Here is a 17,852-nt window from a genome sequence, read left to right on the forward strand (position 1 = left end):
GAGGAGGTATCGCATGCTGCACATCGTCGACGACGAAGAAGTCATCCGTGACGCACTCGCCTGGCTGGCACAGTCGCGCGGGCTGGCGGCGCGCGGCTATGCCGGCGGCCAAGCCTTCCTCGACAGCGTGGGCGAGCCCGACCTCGACGGCGACTGCGTGCTGCTCGACGTGCGCATGCCCGACATGAACGGGGTGGCCGTGTTCGACCAGCTGATCGGCCGCGGGCTGCTGCCGCGCCTGCCGGTGATTTTCCTGACCGGGCACGGCGACGTGCCGATGGCGGTCGATTCGCTCAAGCGCGGGGCCTTCGATTTCTTCGAGAAGCCGTTCAACGACAACCAGCTGATGGACCGGGTCGACCAGGCCCTGGCCGCCTCGCGCGCGGCGGCCGCATCGGACCAGGTGCGCATGCGGCTGGCGACCCTGTCGGCGCGCGAACGCGAGGTGCTGGACCTGATTTTGGCGGGGAAGATGAACAAGGTCGTCGCGGACGAATTGGGCATCAGCATGCGCACGGTGGAGGTGCACCGGGCGCATATCTTCGACAAGATGCAGGTGAAGACGGCGGTCGAGTTGGCGGGGTTGTTGAAGTAAGCGGAGCCGTTTTCCACGTTCGTGGCGCTGTTGCGTGAGCCGTTAATGGTGTGTTGAATCCGCGTGGGCACGGGGTGCCCACCTTACGGGACACGCTGCGTATCCGGGGTTCGTATGATCTCGCCGATAACGGTGACCGTAGGGTGGGCACTCGTGCCCACGCGGATCAAACCTACCGATAACGCATCACGCAACAGCGCCACGTTCGCCAAAAAACCCACCCAAACCCAGCCACAACTCCCGGTCACACCCCGCGCGCACCGGACACCCACCCATCCTCGCCATTCCCCAATCGCTTGTAAAATCAATTTGAACGCGTCGCCCCTTCCCGCCACGCGACGCCAACTTCTTTTAGGAAAAGCAGATGAACGAAAAGACAGTTGCAGACAGGATGTTTTTGCGAAACGCGAAATCGATGCAGGTCATCAACGGCAACACCCACCCATCGGTCGTGGCGCAGTTTCCGCAAGAAATCATGCAAGAAGGCGACGGGCCCTTCGACGTGATCATGGCCTTTTGCCTGAACCGCAAGGAGCTGGAAGCGGCCGTGCCGCTGGCCAAGGAACGCCTGGGCGACAAGGGCTCGCTGTGGATCGCCTACCTGAAGCAGACCGCCTCGAAAGCCACCGACATCAACCGCGACACGATCAGCGCCTACCTCAAGGAACAGGGCATCACTTCGGTAGCCATGATCTCCATTGATGGCGACTGGTCGGCCCTGCGCGCGAAACGCATCGAGGCATGACGCCCTTCAGGCTCCATGCTGCCCCAGCGCCCAGCGCACGTGCTCGCGCACCAGCGCGGACGGGTGCTCGGCACGCGTACGCAAGGCCGCCACGATAGCCGGATCGCCGGCACGGCTTGATGCCGCATTGCCCAGCCCCACCGCCAGGTTGCGCAGCCAGCGCTCGTGGCCGATGCGCCGGATCGGACTGCCCTCGGTGCGGCGGTTGAATTCCTCTTCTTCCCAGGCAAACAGTTCCACCAGCGAAGCATCGCCCAGGCCATTGCGCTCGTCGAAATCCGGCAACACCGCGCGCTGGGCAAACTTGTTCCACGGGCAAGCCAGCTGGCAATCGTCGCAACCGTAGATGCGGTTGCCGATCAGCGGGCGCAGCTCCAGCGGAATGCTGCCTTTCAGCTCGATGGTGAGATACGAAATGCAGCGCCGCGCATCCAGCCGCCCCGGGCCGAGGATGGCCTGCGTGGGGCAGAGATCAATGCAGTTGCTGCACTGCCCGCAGTGGCCGCTGGTCGCCTCATCGATCGGCAGCGGCAGATCGACCAGGATCTCGCCGATGAAGAAGGTCGAACCGGCTTCGCGCGACAGCAGCAGCGTGTGCTTGCCGCGCCAGCCCAGGCCGGCCTTGGCGGCGAGCGGCAGTTCCATCACCGGCGCCGAATCCGTGAACGCACGGTAGCCGTACTCGCCGATCTCGCGCTTCACCCGTTCGGCCAGCTGGGCCAGGCGGTTGCGCAGCACCTTGTGGTAGTCGCGGCCGCGCGCATACACCGACACCACGGCCGCACCGGGGTCGGCTTGTCGCGCCGCCTCGCGGGCGCGCCAAGCCGACCCCGGCTCATTATTCTTCGGCAGATAATCCATGCGCGCGACGATGGCGCGCACCGTGCCCGGCACCAGTTCGGCCGGCCGGGCGCGCTTCATGCCGTGGCTTGCCATATAATCCATCTCGCCATGGTGCCCGGCTGCCAGCCAGGCCTGCAAGCCTTCCTCGGCATGCGCGAGGTCGACGTCGGCAATGCGCACGTCGGCAAAGCCGAGTTCCCTCCCCCACGCCTTGATGGCGCGCGCGAGTTCGTGCAGGTCGGGGGAAGTTGGAATCATGGCAAGAAGAATCACACTGGCGGCGCCGGCGCGCCGCGAAACCTACCATTTTAATTGATGCAGCACTTCACAGCCTACCTGCCGGACGAAGCGGCCACCGCCGCCCTGGGCGCCGCCCTGGCGCGCGCCATCTTGCCCGGCCTGGTCATCTACCTGCACGGCGACCTCGGCGCCGGCAAGACCGCGCTCACGCGTTCCCTGATCCAGGCGGCCGGCCACAAGGGCACCGTCAAGAGCCCGACCTATACCCTGTCGGAACCCTACCGCGTGCAGCTGGGCGGCCAGCCGGCGAACATCATCCACTACGATTTGTACCGCATGTCGAGCCCGGAAGAATTCCTCGATGCGGGCTTCCGCGAAGACTTCGACGGCAAGAATATCTGCATCGTCGAATGGCCGGAAAAGGGCGAACCGGTGTTGCCATTGCCCGACGTTAAAGTCTTGCTTAATGTTAGCGGCCTCGGGCGTACTGTAGAATTGCAGGCGTTGTCCGAATTAGGCCTGCTATGCCTCGACCGTCTCTCCTTCCCTCCCCCGTGACGTCCGGCGCTCGCCGTACCCTGCTGAAAGCCGGCGGCACCCTGCTGCTGTCTGTCGTCGCGCCCCTGCCGGCAAGCGCCGCCCAGATCCTGGCCGTGCGCGTCTGGCCGGCCGACGACTACACCCGCGTGACGCTGGAAAACGACAGCGACCTGAAGACCGAGCACTTCCTGGTGCCCGATCCGCCGCGCCTGGTGGTCGACATCGACGGCCTTGACCTGAACAACACGCTGAAAAGCCTGGTGGCCAAGGTCGAGCCGAACGACCCCTACATCAAGCAGGTGCGCGTCGGCCAGAACCGCCCCAGGGTGGTGCGCCTGGTGTTCGACCTGAAGGAAGAAATCAAGCCGCAGGTGTTCACGCTGGCCCCGGTCGGCACCTATAAGCACCGCCTGATCTTCGACTTGTATCCGGTGCGCGAGGCGGACCCGATTGCCGCCCTGATCGAAAAAGGCGAATGGTCGCCCGGCGACGGTACCCCGACCGCAGTGCCGGCCCAACCAGCGCCAGCCCAGCCGCCTGTGCCCGATCCGGTGGGCCGCATCGAGGCCGAGATCGCCGCCCTGGGCGGCACGCCTCAAGTGGCCCCGCCGCCGGCGCCGGGAAAATCCCTGATCAAGCCCAAGCCCCCGGTCAGCAACGTGGTGCGCATGGTGACGATTGCCCTCGACCCCGGCCATGGCGGCGAAGACCCGGGTGCGATCGGCGCCACCGGCACCCGCGAAAAGGACATCGTGCTGGCCGTGGCGAAGCGCCTGAAGACCAAGCTGGAAGCGCTGCCGAACACGCGCGTGATGCTGACCCGCGACGGCGACTATTTCGTCCCGCTCGGTACCCGCGTGGAAAAGGCGCGCAAGGTGCAGGCCGATTTGTTCGTGTCGATCCACGCCGACGCCTTTACGGTGCCGACCGCGCGCGGTTCCTCGGTGTTCGTGCTGTCGGAAAAAGGCGCGACCTCGACCGCCGCACGCTGGCTGGCGAACGACCAGAACAAGGCCGACATGATCGGCGGCGTGAACCTCGCCCGCCACGACAGGCAGCTCGCCAGCGTGCTGTTCGACCTCTCGACCACGGCCCAGATCAACGACAGCCTGAAACTCGGCAAGGCCGTGCTGGGCGAGATCGGCGGCATCAACCGCCTGCACAAGGCGGCCGTCGAGCAGGCCGGGTTTGCGGTGCTGAAGGCCCCGGACATTCCATCCATCCTGGTCGAGACCGCCTTCATCTCGAACCCGGAAGAAGAGGCCAAGCTGAAGGACGACGGCTACCAGGACCAGCTGGCGAATGCGATTGCGAAGGGCATCAAGCGCTACTTCTCGGCGAATCCGCCGATGGCGAAGAGCCGCACGACCTAAGCCTGGCAATGGGCGCTGGTCGGCTAGCGCTCATCCATCCATTCCATGAACTCGCCCACGGTTTCGGGTGAAGCCAGTTCCAGCAGCGCCTGCGCGAGCTGGTGCTGGCCTTTGGCTGCCGCTGTTGCCGACAGCGCACACGCGCTGAAGGCCGCATCCCACTCTTTTCCGGCCACCTCGGCCACCAGCGCGGGCAAGCGCGCCAGCGCCTGGAAATAGGCCGTTTCCAGGTCGGCTGGAACCGCGACCGTATTCCTGTGCCGGCAAATTTCAATCCATGCCGGAAAGTGAAAATAGACGGCACTGGCCGTCTTGGGCGATGCCGCCAGGGCCTCGACCACATGCGGTACCGCCGCGAACGAAGCCGGGTACACGTCGCCCTGGTGCGCCAGCGCACTCCACAGGTTGTACCATGGCTCGGCATCGCCATCGTCGTCCGGCTGCCGGGCCAATTGCGCCAGCAGTGCGGGAACCGCGCTTGCATTGCCATATGCATCGTTCAGTTCATTCCAGCGAGGATCGCTTAAGGCGAGCATGGGCATCCTTTGAAAGCATGGTTCTTGTGTCGACGCATCGGACCGATGGACATGGCATACTACCCGCCCAAGTAATGAAACGACAACCATCGAAATGGAAGCCGCGATCCAGACCACCTACGGCCAGCTGCCGGCCCTGCTCCTCACCGCGCCAGACGGCGCGCAAGCCTGCGTCACCCTGTACGGCGCCCACCTGATTTCCTGGCGCGGCGCCGACGGGCGCGAGCGCCTGTTCTGCAGCGCCCAGTCGGCGCTCGACGGCAGCCGCGCGATCCGTGGCGGCGTGCCGGTGATCTTTCCGCAGTTCGCGGAGCGCGGCGAGGGCATGCGCCACGGCTTTGCGCGCGTGAGCAATTGGCGTGTCGAGGACAGCGGCGTCGAGCATGGCTGGGCCTTTGCGGTGCTCGCGCTGGAGCCGAAGGACCTGGCGCCGGAACACGCGACGGCCTGGCCGCATGGCTTTGCGCTGGCGCTGCGGGTGGCCATCCACGCCAACGAACTGAGGATGCGCTTTGAAGTACGCAATGCCGGGCAGGATGCGTTTCCTTTCGCGGCAGCCCTGCACACCTATCACCTGGTGGGCGATATCGGCACCGTGCGCATCAACGGCGTCGAGCGCGAAGAGCTGGCCATCACGGGCAAGTTCGACCATGTGTATGAAGGCGTCACGCCGCCGCTGGCGCTGATCGATGGCGGCGTGATGCTGACCGTGCGCCAGGAAGGGTTCACCGATGCGGTGGTGTGGAATCCGGGCGCGGAAGATGCGGCGGCGCTGTCGGACATGGCGGACGAGGAGTACCGGCGCTTCGTGTGCGTCGAGCCGGCCTTGTTGAACGGGCCGGTGCTGCAGCCGGGCGAGCACTGGGTGGGTGAATATCACGTTTCGTAGGGCAATCGCACCTGCCAAACAAAAAAGCCGGCTCGCGCCGGCTTTCGTTTTAATTCGATTCCTTCACCATCCGCCCTTCGCTTTCCTGCACCGGACGGGCATTCAGTGGATACAGGCGCGAGAACAGGGCCATCTGTGCCGGCGACGCCGTCATCGGCTGCTTCATCACCAGCCAGAGCACGTTCTCGGTGCACGGCGGCGTGGTCTGCGAGCCCATGTAGGTGTAGTACTCGCGGCGTTCCGGCAGCAGTTCCAGCGGGTCGAGCGGCTCGCTGGACGCCACCTGCTGGTTCTTCTCCAGCGGGATGTTGTTCCACACGGTCTGGATGGCGTCGTTCGCCTTGCCGCGCTCGAGCAGCACGGCGACGATGGCCAGCTTGCCGCCCGGGCCGCGGTGCTCGAGGTGGATCACCATCTCGGTGCCCTTGCCGTTGATCTTTTCTTCCGACGGACGGTGGAAGTGGAACTGCACCAGTTCGTAGCTCTGGTTCCCGATCGTCATGAAGTTGCCGCGCGCGAGATTCACCTGCACGGTCTTGCCGTTGTCGACCTCGGTGTAGTCCGAATAACGGTAATTGAAATCGATCTCGTCCAGGCTGACCTTCATGCCGTCGCGGATGTCGATCGGCGACTGGCGCTTGCCGGCGCCGCACTGCGACCAGGCCGGGTTGATCTTGCCCCAGTTCTCGGGACCGAACTCGCCTTCGTAGTCCCAGTGGTTGCTGATCTTCGGCGCGGCGGCAGCCACGGCCACGGCGGCGGCTGCGGCGGCTTCCTTCTTGCGCTTGGCTTCGGCAGCCTTTTTCGCCTTGGCGGCGGCGGCCATGCGCGCGGCCTGCTTGGCGCGCATCTCGGCCAGGCGCTCGGCGATACGCACCGACAGATCGACTTCGGCATCTTCCTCGCTGGTGGCGGAAATGGCCGAGGCCGCCTTGTCGGCGGTGCTCGCGCTGGTCTTGCCCGGCTTGTCGACGGCCTTCTCGCCCTTTGGCTCTTTCTCGGCAGCGGCCTTGTCGGCCACCGACTTGTCGGCCGCCCGGGCAATCGCCAGGGCCGCGGCTTTGTCGGCGGCAGCCTTGTCGGCGGCAGGCGCGGCCTTATCGGCCTTGTCGGCCGCAGGCTTGGCGCTGGCAGGCTTGGCGATGTCGGCCGCGAGCTTCCTGGCCGCGTCCGCTTCCGGCTTGGCGGCGTGGGCAGGCGGTTCGTTGGCGCTTGCGTGGAGCATGACGAGGCTGCAAGCGAACAGGGCGATGAAGTGGCGCATGGGGTGGGTGGAAGTTATCTACCCTCCTTTAACGACGCTTCCGTACGGAAACTTGAGCGTTTTTGCCGATTTAAACGCGGTGCGCAACGAAAAAGCGTCGGAACAATCCGGCGCTTCAGGTTTGCGAACAAGGGTGTTGCCAGCCAGGCTTATCGGCTCAACATCCTGCGGCCGAACTTCCACAAGCCGCCCAGCATCAGCGGCACGATGGCCGCGCTCACGCCCACCAGCACGATCTCGGTCAGGTGGTCGCGGATGATAGGAATGTTGCCGAAGAAGTAGCCGGCAGTCACCAGACTGGCTACCCACAGCACGGCGCCGGTGATGTTGTACAGCTGGAAACGGGTATGGGTCATGTCCGACACGCCGGCCACGAACGGGGCGAAGGTGCGCACCACCGGCACGAAGCGCGCCAGGATGATGGTCTTGCCGCCGTGCTTTTCGAAGAAGTCGTGGGTACGGTGCAGCGCGTCCTTGTTGATCCAGCGGTAATCATGGGTGAACATGCGCTGGCCGACGGCTTCGCCGATGTAGTAATTCAGGGTGTTGCCTGTGACGGCGGCTATGATCAACAGCGCCATCAGCAGCGGGTAACTCATTTCGCCGGTAGCGCAGAAGGCGCCGGCGATGAAGAGCAAGGTGTCGCCCGGGAAGAAAAACAGGACCACGAGACCGGTCTCGCAGAACACGATGGCAAACAGGACGATGTAGACATACACGCCGTACTGGGCCAGCAGGACGCCCAACGTCTTATCGACATGAAGAATCATGTCGAAAAATTGCATCAGATCCATAATTTTCCTAAACGGTAACGCCGCATCATACCATTAGTGAGCCCGCCAAAACCTCTGGCCGGACAAGCAGACTTCCCGCCGCTTGCGATATTTAAGGGTGTGTTAAGTTTCCGAAACACGCAAATTCAGGTCTACAATTACCTTACATAAACAACAAAGGTGGTGGAGATGAATGCTGGAACGATGACCATCGGCGTGCTGGTGTTGGCAAGTGCGTTGGCAAGTACATTCGCGAGTGCGCCGGCCCGGGCGGCCGAGCCGAAACCCTTGCCGCCGAAGGCGAGCGTGGGCGAGATCGTCAAGGAATCAAAGGCAGCCGACTGGCGCCCGCTGGATCTCGAGAACACGCTCTACATGGACTTGCCGGGCGGCCGCGTGGTCATCGAACTGGCCCCACCCTTCGCGCTGAACCATGCCGCCAACATCAAGGCCCTGGCGCGCGAGCATTATTTCGACGGCCTGGTCGTCCTGCGTTCGCAAGACAACTTCGTGGTCCAGTGGGGCGACCCGGACGAAAAGAATCCGCGTCCCGTGAAAGACGCGAAGATGAAGCTGAAGGCCGAGTTCACCGCCCCCATCAAGAACGACCGCCACTTCACGCGCCTGAAGGACGTGGACGGCTACGCGCCGCAAGTCGGCCATTCGAACGGTTTCCCGGTCGGGCGCGACCCGAAGAAGGGCGAAACCTGGCTCGCCCACTGCTACGCCATGGTCGGCGTGGGCCGCGACAACGAGGCCGACAGCGGCGGCGGCACCGCGCTGTACGTGGTCACCGGCCAGGCGCCACGCCACCTGGACCGCAACATCACCGTGGTCGGGCGCGTCGTATCCGGCATGCCGCTCCTGTCCTCGATGCCGCGCGGCCCGGCGCCGATGGGTTTCTACGACAAGCCGGAGATGCAGGTGCCGATCAAGTCCCTGCGCGTGGCGGCGGATGTGCCGCAGGAAGAGCGCAGCAACTTCGAGGTGATGCGCACCGACAGCGCCACGTACCAGAAAGTGGTGGAAGCCCAGCGCAACCGCGGCGGCCCGTGGAACGTGGTGGCGGCAGGGCACGTCGATTTGTGCAATGCGCCGATTCCGGTGCGTGAAAAAAGCGGCGAGCAAAAATAAGACAACACGGGGACCGGCGATTTCGGCGCGCGATATAATCTGAGCGATGAACGCGCCCGTCCCTACCCACCGTCCCATCCAGCAACTTCCCGACCAGCTGATTTCGCAGATCGCCGCTGGCGAGGTCGTCGAGCGGCCCTCGGCCGTCGTCAAGGAGCTGCTGGAAAACGCGCTGGACGCCGGCGCCACCCAGATCACGGTCCGCCTGGAAGAAGGCGGCGTCAAGCGCATCGCCATCACCGACAACGGCCGCGGCATCGAGCCCGACCAGATGCCGCTGGCCCTGGCGCGCCATGCCACCTCGAAAATCGCCTCGCTGACCGACCTCGAGAACGTGGCGACGCTGGGCTTTCGCGGCGAGGCGCTGGCCTCGATTGCCTCGGTGGCGGCGGTGTCGATCACCTCGCGCACCAAGGACGCGCCGCACGCCTGGGAAATCGTCGGCTCGCACCTGGGCCAGGTCGTGCCCTCTTCCGGCCCGCTCGGCACCACCATCGACGTGCAGGATTTGTATTTCAATACGCCGGCGCGCCGCAAATTCCTGAAATCCGAGCAGACCGAGTACGGCCACTGCGCCGAGGTCGTGCGCCGCATCGCCCTCGCCCGCCCCGACGTCTCGTTCAGCCTCACGCATAACGGCCGCACGATCGACCACTGGGCCGTGGGCGAGATGGCCCGGCGCAGCAGCCAGATCCTGGGCAATGATTTCGCCGAGGCGCGCATCGCCATCGACGAAGTCGCCGGCCCCTTGCGCCTGTTCGGCTATGCCGGTTTGCCGACCGCCTCCAAGGCGCGCGCCGACGGCCAGTTCTTCTACGTGAACGGACGTTTTGTGCGCGACAAGGTGCTGGTGCACGCGGTGCGCGCCGCTTACCAGGACGTGCTGCACGGCGACCGCTTCCCTTCCTACGTGCTGGCGCTCGACCTCGATCCGTCCCTGGTCGACGTCAACGTGCACCCGTCGAAGACCGAAGTGCGCTTCCGCGACGGCCGCGCCGTGCACCAGTTCGTGTTCCACGCGGTGCAGCGCGCGCTGGCGCAAACGTCCGCCACGGCGCACGGCAGCGTGCCGGCGCCGCTCACCGCGGCCGAGATCACGCCATCGTCGTCGAACGCGAACGCCAACTGGCGCCGTCCGCACGAGCAGACCTCGTTCGGCGCGCAACTGGCGCCGACCTTTTCGCCTTCGCCCTACCCGCCGGGCAGCCGCTGGGATGCCCCGGCGACACAGGGCGTGGCGCAGACCACGGCCAACTATGGCGCGCTGTTTGCCGATAACGAACGCACTGGCGCAGCGGCGTCATCGTCACCATCGGCGCCGCTGCAGGTGGCGCCGATGCCGGCCGTATCAAGCGCGCCGAGCAACGACGATTTCCCGCTCGGCTTCGCCCTGGCCCAGCTGCACGGCATCTATATCCTGGCCCAGAACACGCGCGGCCTGGTATTGGTGGACATGCACGCGGCGCACGAGCGCATCCTGTACGAGCAACTGAAGAACGCGCTCGACGCCCAGGTCGAAGGCCAGGATATGGGGGTGCAGTCGCTGCTGATTCCGGTGACCTTCTTTGCCGATGCGATCGAGGTGGCCACCGCCAACGACCACCAGGACACCCTGAAGGCGCTGGGCTTCGATATCGCCGCCCTGTCGCCGACCACGCTGGCCGTGCGCGCGGTGCCGACGCTGCTGAAGAACGCCGACGCGCAGACGCTGGCGCGCGACGTGCTGCGCGACGTGCGCGAATTCGGCGGCTCGCGCGTGCTGATCGAACGCAGGAACGAGCTGCTCGGCACATTGGCCTGCCACACGGCGGTGCGCGCCAACCGCATCCTAACTATTCCCGAAATGAACGCGCTGCTGCGCCAGATGGAAAGCACCGAGCGCGCCGACCAGTGCAACCATGGCCGCCCGACCTGGGTCCAGCTCGACATCGCGGCCCTCGACAAACTGTTCCTGCGCGGTCAATAACATGTTGAATGAAGTAGCAAACGCCCGGCCGCTGGCCGTGGCGATCATGGGCCCGACCGCGTCGGGCAAGACCGCGGCCGCCCTCGCCATTGCGCGCGAGCGGCCGGTCGAAATCATTTCGGTCGACTCGGCCCTGGTGTACCGCGAGATGGACATCGGCACCGCCAAGCCGACGCTTGAAGAACTGGCGGCCGTGCCGCACCACCTGATCGACATCATCGACCCGCTCGACGCGTATTCGGTGATGCAGTTCAGGAACGATACCCTGCGCCTGGTGGCCGAGATCGCGGCGCGTGGCGCATTACCGCTGCTGGTGGGCGGCACGATGATGTATTTCAAGGGCCTGACCGAGGGTCTGGACGACTTGCCGACGGCGGACGCCGCCGTGCGTGCGCGCCTCGATGCCGAGGCCGCACAGATCGGCTGGCCCGGCATGCACGCCAGGCTGCGCGCGCTCGACCCGGTCACCGCCGAGCGCCTGGCGCCCGCCGACGCCCAGCGCATCAACCGCGCGCTGGAGATCATCGAACTGACGGGCAAGCCGATGTCGGAGCTGCTGGCGCGGCGTGAAAAGCCGGTACTGCCTTTCGAGCTGGTGTCGTTTGCGCTGGAGACGCCGGACCGCAGCATCCTGCACAAGCGCATCGCGCAGCGCTTCGAGCAGATGCTGGGCACGTCCGACGACACCGGCATCGTGGCCGAGGTGGCGCGCCTGCGTGCGCGTGGCGATTTGTCGCCGAATTTGCCGTCGATGCGCTGCGTCGGGTATCGCCAATCCTGGGATTACCTGGACGGAAAGATCGACCGTGCCGGCCTGCGCGAGACCGGCATCATCGCCACGCGCCAGTTGGCCAAGCGCCAGCTGACCTGGCTGCGCGCCATGCCGGAGCGGATCGTGGTCGACTTCATGGGACCCGACCCGGCGGGCGCGATGTTGCGCCACCTAGATGGCTTGTCGGATTAGCACTGCCGCGAAAAACGCGCGCTGTTTCGCTGAAGCAGCCTTGACAGAGCGCGTTCCGCCTTGGATAATATCGTTCTCTTTGGTGATATAGCTCAGTTGGTTAGAGCACAGCACTCATAATGCTGGGGTCGGTGGTTCAAGTCCACCTATCACCACCAGGATTCCAAGCGATGGCTTGGCTCATGCGAGTCAAGCCATTTGCTTATCAGGTTTCAGTAAGCAGCTTTCGGTGATATAGCTCAGTTGGTTAGAGCACAGCACTCATAATGCTGGGGTCGGTGGTTCAAGTCCACCTATCACCACCAGATACGACAAGCCGCCGGTTCGCAAGAATCGGCGGCTTTTTGGTTTATGGAGCGGGCTTTTGCTCATGCGGCAGCGTTTTGTTCACGCGACACCGTAGGGTGGGCACCCTGTGCCCACGCGGAAGTCTGCACCGAGTTATCCCCCATTTCAATCGTGCAGATGCCATTCGTTGGCGTTTCCAAATGATCATTCCGATACGTTTCGATGGGATTGGGGCGTCGGATGAAACCCTGCTACCTATGCTCATCGTTCCGCGTGGGCACAGAGTGCCCACCCTACGGGAAACGTCGGCGCAAAAATCTGGCGCCAGCTTGTCGCCATCAGACCTCGGCGTCTTCATCCAACGAGAATTCACCGCGGCCATAGGCTTCGATCACCGCTTGCGCCTGCTGCAAATAACTTGCCGGCACCAGAATGCGCACACCGCCCAGGGCCGGGGCCAATAAAAGATCGGTCTGCATCAGGTGGGCATCGGCCAATACCGCCGGAATGCCCGAGGCTTCCAGGCAGCCCTGCATCATGGCCGCTTCCATCGGCACCAGGTAACGCGCAATGATGAACAAATCGCGTCCGGGGACAGCTTCGATTTCCGGATGCGCGGCCAGCCATGCGTCGAGTGCTTGATCCATGGGCTCTCCCTGCGTTGATGGATGAGCCAATACTACCTTGTCCGGTTTCGGCATGACGCCGGGTTGCGCGCTCAGTTCAGCAAACCAGGCAGCGACGACAGCAGGTACAGCGTCACGCCGATCAGGCCGCCGACGATCGTGCCATTTATGCGAATAAATTGTAAATCCTTGCCGATATTCAGTTCGATTTGTTCTGACATCTCGGCGCTGTCCCAGTTCTTCACGGTGTCGGCGATATGGCGGGTGAGGAAGACGGCGAATTCCGGCGCCGCCGCACGCGAGGCCAGTTCCAGGTTCTCGTTCAGGGAGTGGCGCAGTTGCGGGTCGTCGGCCAGGGTCTGGCCGAGCCAGGCGCCAACGGATTCGATGCGCCCGCGCAGCATCGAGGTCTCGCCCTGCAAATCGCGCTTCAGCCACTCGCGCAATTCGTTCCAGAGCGAAGCCAGGTAATTGTTCAGCGCCTCGTCGTTCAGCAGGTAGTTCTTGATTTCCTCGCTGCGCGCGGCAAAGGCCGGGTCGGCTTTCAGGCGCTCGATGAATTCGGCCGTGAACGCGTCGAAACGCTGGCGCAGCGGGTGGTGCGGGTCTTCGCTCACCTTGTTCAGGATGCCCGAGGCCAGGCGCACGGCGATATCCGCGCCCTTCCTGCCGATCAGTTCCGAGGGCAGCATCCTTTCGATAAAGGCATACTCTTCCTTCAGCCAGTCGACGATGCCCTGCGAAATATAGGATTGGGTTTCCTCGTTATCCAGCAGTGTCGCCAATTGGTGAATGCCTTCGTTCAGGAGTTCCTGGTGCCGCCCTCCCCGCGTCAGGCTTTCCAGGATGGTGCCGGCGGATTTGGATAAATCGACGCTTTTCACCATCGAGTGCACGGCCTTGCGCAGGAAGTTTTGTACCGCCGTGTCTTCGGTGAAGTCGAGCATCCAGGATGCGACTTTTACCAGGTATTGGCCCATGCGCTCGGTATTCGCCGGCTTGACCAGCCAGTCGGCGACCTTTTGCGCCGGGTCGTGCTTGCGGATCAGGCCGACGATGGATTCGGTATCGAGGAATTTTTCGCGTACGAACAGCGCCAGGTTATCGGCAATCTTGGCCTTGTTGTTCGGGATGATGTTCGTGTGGCGCGACACCACCGGAATCGGCACGCGCTTGAACAGCGCCACCACGGCGAACCAGTCGGCCAGGGCGCCGACCATCGCTGCTTCGGAAAACGCTTTCAGCAAGCCCGTCCACCAGGTCTGCGGCAGGAAAAAGCTCAGCACGAACAGCGCGGCCGCGCCGATGAAAAAGGCCAGTGCCAGCCGTTTCGATTGGTCGAGTTCGCGTTCTTTCGTCATGGTTACGGTAAGTGTTTATTCCGTAGCAATCCTATATGACTTGAAAGGTTTTCAGCTTTTCGATTGCATCTGGCGCCCAGCCCCAGTCGGCCAGCACCTCGGCGCTGTGCTGGCCGGGCGTGGCCGGTGCGGCGCCGGCTTCGGGCACGGTGCGGCTGAAGCGCGGGGCCGGGGCGGGCTGGGTGACGCCGTCGATGTTCACGAACGTGCCGCGTGCGCGGTTGTGCGGGTGCTGCGGTGCTTCGGCCATGTCGAGCACTGGGGCGACGCAGGCGTCGCTGCCTTCGAGCAGGGTGCACCACTCGTCGCGGGTGCGGGTGGCGAACAGGGCGGCAAATTTTGCCTTCAGCTCGGGCCAGCGGCCTTGGCTCCATTGCTTGCCAAACTCGGGATCGGTGGCGCCGGTGAGCATTAACAGCTGCGCATAGAACTGCGGTTCGATGGCGCCGACGGAGAGGAATTTGCCGTCGCGGCAGGCGTAAGTGTCGTAGAACGGGGCGCCGCCATCGAGCATGTTGGCGGCGCGTTCGTCGCGCCAGGAGCCGTGCGCGCGCAGGCCGTACATCATCGCACCGAGCAGGGCCGAGCCATCGGTCATGGCGGCGTCGACGACCTGGCCCTTGCCGGAACCCCTTGCCTCCAGCGCAGCGCAGACCACGCCGAAGGCGAGCATCATGGCGCCGCCGCCGAAGTCGCCGACCAGGTTCAGCGGCGGGCTTGGCGGCGTGTCGGCACGGCCCATGGCGTGCAGCATGCCGGACAGGGCGATGTAGTTCAGGTCGTGGCCGGCGGCTTGCGCCAGCGGGCCGGTCTGGCCCCAGCCGGTGATGCGGCCGTAGACCAGCTTCGGGTTGCGTGCGAGGCAGGCGTCGGGGCCGAGACCGAGGCGTTCCATGACGCCGGGGCGGAAGCCTTCGAGCAGGATGTCGGCTTGTTCCAGCAGTGTCAGGACGACCTCTTTCGCTTCGGGGTGCTTCAGGTCGAGGGCGATGGAGCGGCGGCCGCGGGCCATGACGTCGTATCTGGTGCCGAGCGATGGGAAGGGGCTGGCGGCGCTGGGCGACTGCTTGCGGTCGATGCGGATGACCTCGGCGCCCATGTCGGCCAGCATCATGGCGGCGAAGGGACAGGGGCCGATGCCGACCAGTTCGATGATTTTGATACCGTGGAGGGGTCCGGGCATTTTCAGTTGTCGAATAAGCGAGCGGTGTTGTGGTGGGTTCGAGAACCCACCCTACGTATTGGCGGTTTGCGGTGGGTACCAAAGCCGCCGAATGGCGCACGGTTCACAAGGAGCGGGCGATGATCTCTTTCATGATCTCGTTGGCGCCGCCGTAGATGCGCTGGACGCGGGCGTCGACGTACATCTGGGCGATCGGGTATTCGAGCATGTAGCCATAGCCGCCGAAGAGCTGCACGCACCCGTCGACCACCTTGCATTGCAAATCCGAGATCCAGTACTTGGCCATCGAGGCGCGTACCGTGTCCATGCGGCCTGCGAGCATGTCTTCGACGCAGCGGTCGATGAAGATGCGCGCCACCGTGGCTTCGGTCTTCATTTCCGCGAGCACGAAGCGGGTGTTCTGCATCTCGATCAGAAGCTGGCCGAAGGCGCGGCGTTCCTTTGCATGCTCCACCGTCAGGTGCAGGGCGCGCTCGATGGCGGCCACGCCGGCCACCCCGATGATGGTGCGCTCGTAGGGCAGCTCGGTCATCAGCTGGGCGAAGCCCCTGCCCTCTTCGCCACCGAGCACGTTCGCCAGCGGCACGTGCACGTCGTCGAAGAACAGTTCGCAGGTGTCCTGGCCCTTCTGGCCGACCTTTTCCAGGATGCGGCCGACGCGAAAACCAGGATTGTCGCGCGTCTCGAGCAGCATCAGCGAGATGCCTTTCGCGCCGCCGGCCGGGTCGGTCCTGGCCACCACCAGGATCAGGTCGGCCAGGTAGCCGTTCGAGATGAAGGTCTTCGAGCCGTTCAGGCGGTAGCCATCCGCGCCGCGCACGGCGCCCGTGCGGATGCCTTTCAGGTCCGAGCCGGCGCCCGGTTCCGACATGGCGATCGCGGCCACCATTTCGCCGCTGGCCAGCTTGGGCAGGTAACGGCGCTTCTGTTCCTCGGTGCCTTGATTGAGCAGGTAGTGGGCGACGATGGCGTGCACGTGCAGGCCGAAGGCCATGTCGCCGGCGTAGCCCAGTTCCTCGAACACCACGGCCATGTGGGCGAAGTTGCCGCCCGCACCGCCGTATTCCTCGGGGATGTCGGCGGCCAGCAGGCCCATCTCGCCCGCCTTGTGCCACAGGTCGCGGTCGACGTGCTGCTGTTCGCGCCAGCGCTGCCCGTGCGGCGCGATTTCGCTGGCAACGAAACGGCGCACGGCGTCGCGGAAGCCATCGAGCTCCGGGTTGGTCCAGGAAGGTACGATCTCCATCATCAGCCCGCGCGGTACATGGTCACGACGCAGGCGCCGCCCAGCCCCAGGTTGTGCTGCAGGGCCGTGCGCGCGCCGTCGACCTGGCGCGCACCGGCGCTGCCGCGCAGCTGGTGGGTCAGCTCGAAGCATTGCGCCAGGCCCGTGGCGCCGAGCGGGTGGCCTTTCGACAGCAGCCCGCCGGACGGATTGGTGACGACCTTGCCGCCGTAGGTGTTGTCGCCCTCGCGAATGAATTTGTCCGCGCCGCCTTCCGGGCACAGGCCCAGGGCTTCGTAGGTGATCAGTTCGTTGTGGGCGAAGCAGTCGTGCAGCTCGATCACGTCGACGTCGTCGGGGCCGATGCCGGCCTGCTCGTACACTTTGGCGGCGGCCTCGCGGCTCATGTCGTAGCCGACCAGGCGCATCATGTCGTTTGCGTCGAAGGTGCTGGCGCGGTCGGTGGTCATGGCCTGGGCCGCGATGTGCACGTCGGCGCGCAGGCCGCGCTTCTTCGCGAAGTCTTCGGAGACCAGCACGGCGGCGGCCGCGCCGCAGGTCGGCGGGCAGGCCATCAGGCGCGTCATCACGCCGGGCCAGATGGCGGGGGCGTCGAGCACGTCCTGGGCCGTGACTTCCTTGCGAAACAGCGCCAGCGGATTGTTGACGGCGTGGCGGCTGGCCTTGGCGCGGATGCGCGCGAATGCTTCCAGCGGCGTGCCGTACTTTTCCATGTGCGCGAGGCCCGCGCCGCCGAAGTAGCGCAGCGCCAGCGGAATCTCGGGTTTGCCGACCAGGCGGTCGGTAACGGCGTCGAAGTCGTCGAAGGGCGCCGGGCGGTCGGTAAACACCGAACCGAGGGCGCCGGGACTCATCTGCTCGAAGCCCAGCACCAGGACGCAATCGGCGGCGCCGCTGGCAATCGCCTGGCGCGCCAGGAACAGGGCCGTGGAGCCGGTCGAGCAGTTGTTGTTGACGTTGACGATGGGGATGCCGGTCATGCCGACGCCGTACAAGGCCTTCTGGCCGCAGGTCGAATCGCCGTACACGTAGCCGGCGTAGGCCTGCTCGATGTCGTTGTAGTCGATGCCGGCGTCCTGCAACGCGGCGCGGGCGGCCTGCGCGCCCATCTCGTGATACGGCGCGCTGGCGCCGGGCTTGGCGAACGGGATCATCCCGACGCCGGTCACATAAACCTTGCTCATGTTCGTCTCCTGATTGTGTAGGGACCTGTGGTCCTTTTCTATCGTTCGATTATAGACAGATAGCACTGCCGCAGAAGACGTGAATGTCCGAGGCTCCTCTCT

Annotated in this window: 17 protein-coding genes and 2 tRNA genes; 10 read left to right on the top strand and 9 right to left on the bottom strand. The window is 64.8% G+C overall.

The annotated features are described in order from the left end of the window. Nucleotides 1–13 precede the first annotated feature (13 nt). Together LK540_RS10535 and LK540_RS10540 are read left to right on the top strand one after the other, a co-directional pair. Nucleotides 14–595 carry a response regulator transcription factor gene (locus LK540_RS10535; protein ID WP_229437254.1) on the top strand — a complete coding sequence of 194 codons (582 nt, stop codon included), beginning with the start codon at nucleotides 14–16 and terminating at the stop codon, nucleotides 593–595. Between the two features lie 391 nt (nucleotides 596–986). Continuing rightward, on the top strand, nucleotides 987–1,340 hold the full coding sequence (locus LK540_RS10540) for a DUF3052 domain-containing protein (protein ID WP_229437255.1): 354 nt from the start codon (nucleotides 987–989) through the stop codon (nucleotides 1,338–1,340). A 6-nt stretch (nucleotides 1,341–1,346) separates the two neighbouring features. Here LK540_RS10540 and queG read toward each other — a convergent pair whose 3' ends face one another. Further along, nucleotides 1,347–2,441 (bottom strand): tRNA epoxyqueuosine(34) reductase QueG, encoded by a 1,095-nt coding sequence (gene queG, locus LK540_RS10545; protein ID WP_229437256.1) that lies wholly within the window; start codon nucleotides 2,439–2,441, stop codon nucleotides 1,347–1,349. Nucleotides 2,442–2,498: 57 nt separating this feature from the next. On the opposite strand from queG, the gene tsaE reads away from it, so the two are divergent. Next, entirely contained in the window at nucleotides 2,499–2,981 is a 483-nt protein-coding gene (tsaE, locus tag LK540_RS10550; protein WP_229437257.1) for a tRNA (adenosine(37)-N6)-threonylcarbamoyltransferase complex ATPase subunit type 1 TsaE, read from the top strand. Further along, nucleotides 2,948–4,336: an N-acetylmuramoyl-L-alanine amidase gene (locus LK540_RS10555; RefSeq protein WP_229437258.1), complete on the top strand. Its 1,389-nt coding sequence runs from the start codon at nucleotides 2,948–2,950 to the stop codon at nucleotides 4,334–4,336. Before tsaE ends, LK540_RS10555 begins: the two co-directional genes overlap by 34 nt. A 23-nt stretch (nucleotides 4,337–4,359) precedes the next feature. On the opposite strand, the gene LK540_RS10560 is transcribed toward LK540_RS10555, so the two are convergent. Next, entirely contained in the window at nucleotides 4,360–4,872 is a 513-nt protein-coding gene (locus LK540_RS10560; RefSeq protein ID WP_229437259.1) for a hypothetical protein, read from the bottom strand. A 94-nt stretch (nucleotides 4,873–4,966) separates the two neighbouring features. Here LK540_RS10560 and LK540_RS10565 point away from each other — a divergent pair, with 94 nt between their 5' ends. Then, a complete protein-coding gene (locus LK540_RS10565) occupies nucleotides 4,967–5,761 on the top strand; it encodes a D-hexose-6-phosphate mutarotase (RefSeq protein WP_229437260.1) in 795 nt (264 codons plus the stop codon). Nucleotides 5,762–5,810: 49 nt separating this feature from the next. On the opposite strand, the gene LK540_RS10570 is transcribed toward LK540_RS10565, so the two are convergent. Together LK540_RS10570 and LK540_RS10575 are read right to left on the bottom strand one after the other, a co-directional pair. Then, on the bottom strand, nucleotides 5,811–6,986 hold the full coding sequence (locus tag LK540_RS10570) for a carbonic anhydrase (protein WP_229437261.1): 1,176 nt from the start codon (nucleotides 6,984–6,986) through the stop codon (nucleotides 5,811–5,813). 188 nt (nucleotides 6,987–7,174) lie between these two features. Next, entirely contained in the window at nucleotides 7,175–7,819 is a 645-nt protein-coding gene (locus LK540_RS10575) for a VTT domain-containing protein (protein ID WP_229437262.1), read from the bottom strand. 168 nt (nucleotides 7,820–7,987) lie between these two features. Here LK540_RS10575 and LK540_RS10580 point away from each other — a divergent pair, with 168 nt between their 5' ends. From LK540_RS10580 to LK540_RS10600, 5 genes are all read left to right on the top strand, one after another. After that, a complete protein-coding gene (locus tag LK540_RS10580) occupies nucleotides 7,988–8,932 on the top strand; it encodes a peptidylprolyl isomerase (RefSeq protein WP_229437263.1) in 945 nt (314 codons plus the stop codon). Nucleotides 8,933–8,978: 46 nt separating this feature from the next. Then, nucleotides 8,979–10,898, top strand: coding sequence for a DNA mismatch repair endonuclease MutL (gene mutL, locus LK540_RS10585; RefSeq protein ID WP_229437264.1), 1,920 nt, complete (start codon nucleotides 8,979–8,981; stop codon nucleotides 10,896–10,898). Nucleotide 10,899: 1 nt separating this feature from the next. Further along, nucleotides 10,900–11,862: a tRNA (adenosine(37)-N6)-dimethylallyltransferase MiaA gene (gene miaA / locus LK540_RS10590; protein WP_229437265.1), complete on the top strand. Its 963-nt coding sequence runs from the start codon at nucleotides 10,900–10,902 to the stop codon at nucleotides 11,860–11,862. Nucleotides 11,863–11,943: 81 nt separating this feature from the next. Continuing rightward, nucleotides 11,944–12,020: transfer RNA gene (locus tag LK540_RS10595), tRNA-Met, on the top strand. A 70-nt stretch (nucleotides 12,021–12,090) separates the two neighbouring features. Continuing rightward, nucleotides 12,091–12,167, top strand: a tRNA-Met gene (locus LK540_RS10600). 321 nt (nucleotides 12,168–12,488) lie between these two features. Here LK540_RS10600 and LK540_RS10605 read toward each other — a convergent pair. The 5 genes from LK540_RS10605 to LK540_RS10625 all read right to left on the bottom strand — a co-directional run bounded on the left by LK540_RS10605 (nucleotide 12,489) and on the right by LK540_RS10625 (nucleotide 17,750). Further along, the gene (locus tag LK540_RS10605) at nucleotides 12,489–12,797 is read right to left on the bottom strand and encodes a putative signal transducing protein (protein ID WP_229437266.1); all 309 of its coding nucleotides are present in this window, start codon (nucleotides 12,795–12,797) and stop codon (nucleotides 12,489–12,491) included. 71 nt (nucleotides 12,798–12,868) lie between these two features. Next, entirely contained in the window at nucleotides 12,869–14,137 is a 1,269-nt protein-coding gene (locus LK540_RS10610; RefSeq protein WP_229437267.1) for a DUF445 domain-containing protein, read from the bottom strand. Nucleotides 14,138–14,168: 31 nt separating this feature from the next. Continuing rightward, nucleotides 14,169–15,320, bottom strand: a complete 1,152-nt coding sequence (locus tag LK540_RS10615) for a CaiB/BaiF CoA-transferase family protein (RefSeq protein WP_229437268.1) — start codon at nucleotides 15,318–15,320, stop codon at nucleotides 14,169–14,171. Between the two features lie 103 nt (nucleotides 15,321–15,423). Further along, nucleotides 15,424–16,569 (bottom strand): acyl-CoA dehydrogenase family protein, encoded by a 1,146-nt coding sequence (locus LK540_RS10620; RefSeq protein WP_229437269.1) that lies wholly within the window; start codon nucleotides 16,567–16,569, stop codon nucleotides 15,424–15,426. Continuing rightward, nucleotides 16,569–17,750, bottom strand: coding sequence for a lipid-transfer protein (locus LK540_RS10625; protein WP_229437270.1), 1,182 nt, complete (start codon nucleotides 17,748–17,750; stop codon nucleotides 16,569–16,571). The genes LK540_RS10620 and LK540_RS10625 overlap by 1 nt, the downstream gene beginning before the upstream one ends. Nucleotides 17,751–17,852: the final 102 nt, after the last annotated feature.

It is taken from the genome of Massilia sp. IC2-278 (assembly GCF_020708045.1).
Lineage (GTDB): Bacteria > Pseudomonadota > Gammaproteobacteria > Burkholderiales > Burkholderiaceae_D > Telluria.

Excerpts from the sequence above, each read along its gene's own strand:
- LK540_RS10535 (WP_229437254.1), top strand. The coding sequence starts at position 14 with ATGCTGCACATCGTCGACGACGAAGAAGTCATCCGTGACGCACTCGCC.
- LK540_RS10540 (WP_229437255.1), top strand. The coding sequence starts at position 987 with ATGTTTTTGCGAAACGCGAAATCGATGCAGGTCATCAACGGCAACACC.
- queG (WP_229437256.1), bottom strand. The coding sequence starts at position 2,441 with ATGATTCCAACTTCCCCCGACCTGCACGAACTCGCGCGCGCCATCAAG.
- tsaE (WP_229437257.1), top strand. The coding sequence starts at position 2,499 with ATGCAGCACTTCACAGCCTACCTGCCGGACGAAGCGGCCACCGCCGCC.
- LK540_RS10555 (WP_229437258.1), top strand. The coding sequence starts at position 2,948 with ATGCCTCGACCGTCTCTCCTTCCCTCCCCCGTGACGTCCGGCGCTCGC.
- LK540_RS10560 (WP_229437259.1), bottom strand. The coding sequence starts at position 4,872 with ATGCTCGCCTTAAGCGATCCTCGCTGGAATGAACTGAACGATGCATAT.
- LK540_RS10565 (WP_229437260.1), top strand. The coding sequence starts at position 4,967 with ATGGAAGCCGCGATCCAGACCACCTACGGCCAGCTGCCGGCCCTGCTC.
- LK540_RS10570 (WP_229437261.1), bottom strand. The coding sequence starts at position 6,986 with ATGCTCCACGCAAGCGCCAACGAACCGCCTGCCCACGCCGCCAAGCCG.
- LK540_RS10575 (WP_229437262.1), bottom strand. The coding sequence starts at position 7,819 with ATGGATCTGATGCAATTTTTCGACATGATTCTTCATGTCGATAAGACG.
- LK540_RS10580 (WP_229437263.1), top strand. The coding sequence starts at position 7,988 with ATGAATGCTGGAACGATGACCATCGGCGTGCTGGTGTTGGCAAGTGCG.
- mutL (WP_229437264.1), top strand. The coding sequence starts at position 8,979 with ATGAACGCGCCCGTCCCTACCCACCGTCCCATCCAGCAACTTCCCGAC.
- miaA (WP_229437265.1), top strand. The coding sequence starts at position 10,900 with ATGTTGAATGAAGTAGCAAACGCCCGGCCGCTGGCCGTGGCGATCATG.
- LK540_RS10605 (WP_229437266.1), bottom strand. The coding sequence starts at position 12,797 with ATGGATCAAGCACTCGACGCATGGCTGGCCGCGCATCCGGAAATCGAA.
- LK540_RS10610 (WP_229437267.1), bottom strand. The coding sequence starts at position 14,137 with ATGACGAAAGAACGCGAACTCGACCAATCGAAACGGCTGGCACTGGCC.
- LK540_RS10615 (WP_229437268.1), bottom strand. The coding sequence starts at position 15,320 with ATGCCCGGACCCCTCCACGGTATCAAAATCATCGAACTGGTCGGCATC.
- LK540_RS10620 (WP_229437269.1), bottom strand. The coding sequence starts at position 16,569 with ATGATGGAGATCGTACCTTCCTGGACCAACCCGGAGCTCGATGGCTTC.
- LK540_RS10625 (WP_229437270.1), bottom strand. The coding sequence starts at position 17,750 with ATGAGCAAGGTTTATGTGACCGGCGTCGGGATGATCCCGTTCGCCAAG.